Consider the following 1,157-nt stretch of genomic DNA (forward strand, 5'->3'; position numbering starts at 1 on the left):
GGCACGGTGACCGTCGAAGTCCCCGCCGGCAGCTACACCGACGTGGCTGGCAATGCCGGCAGTGGCGATAGCGACAGCGCCGCGGTCGACACGCTCGCGCCGAGCGTCAATGTCACGATCAACCCGGACGGCACGGTGAGCTTCGTGTTCAGCGAAGCCCCGGTGGGCTTCGAGGCGAGCGACATCGTCGTCACCAACGGCTCGATCTCGAACTTGGTGCAGGATCCGACCGATCCGACGCGCTGGACGGCTGATCTGACCCCGGCCGCGGGCTTTGAAGGCACGGTGACCGTCGAAGTCCCCGCCGGCAGCTACACCGACGTGGCTGGCAATGCCGGCAGTGGCGATAGCGACAGCACCGCGGTCGACACGCTCGCGCCGAGCGTCAATGTCACGATCAACCCGGACGGCACGGTGAGCTTCGTGTTCAGCGAAGCCCCGGTGGGCTTCGAGGCTGCAGACGTTGTTGTGACCAACGGCAGCATCAGCAACCTCGTCCAGGACCCGACCGACCCGACGCGCTGGACGGCTGACCTGACTCCGGCCGCTGGCTTCGAGGGCACGGTGACCGTCGAAGTCCCCGCCGGCAGCTATACCGACGTGGCTGGCAATGCCGGTAGCGGCGATAGCGACAGCACGGCAGTCGACACGCTCGCGCCGAGCGTCAATGTCACGATTAACCCGGACGGCACCGTCAGTTTCGTGTTCAGCGAAGCGCCGGTGGGCTTCGAGGCGAGCGACGTCGTTGTGACCAACGGCAGCATCAGCAACCTCGTCCAGGATCCGACCGACCCGACGCGCTGGACGGCCGATCTGACCCCGGCCGCGGGCTTTGAAGGCACGGTGACCGTCGAAGTCCCCGCCGGCAGCTATACCGATGTGGCCGGCAATGCTGGCAGTGGCGATAGCGACAGCACCGCGGTGGATACCTTGGCCCCGAGCGTCAATGTCACGATCAACCCGGACGGCACGGTCAGCTTCGTCTTCAGCGAGCCGCCGGTGGGCTTCGAGGCGAGCGACGTCGTTGTGACCAATGGTTCGATCTCGAACCTGGTTCAAGATCCGACCGATCCGACGCACTGGACGGCTGATCTGACCCCGGCCGCGGGCTTTGAAGGCACGGTGACCGTCGAAGTCCCCGCCGGCAGCTACACCGA

1 protein-coding gene is annotated in these 1,157 nt (G+C 66.4%); it reads left to right on the top strand.

The window, feature by feature from the left end:
• A partial coding sequence (locus B447_RS21525; RefSeq protein ID WP_004249325.1) for an Ig-like domain-containing protein occupies positions 1-1,157 on the top strand: 1,157 nt, incomplete at both ends.

Source organism: Thauera sp. 27 (genome assembly GCF_000310125.2).
GTDB lineage: Bacteria > Pseudomonadota > Gammaproteobacteria > Burkholderiales > Rhodocyclaceae > Thauera > Thauera mechernichensis.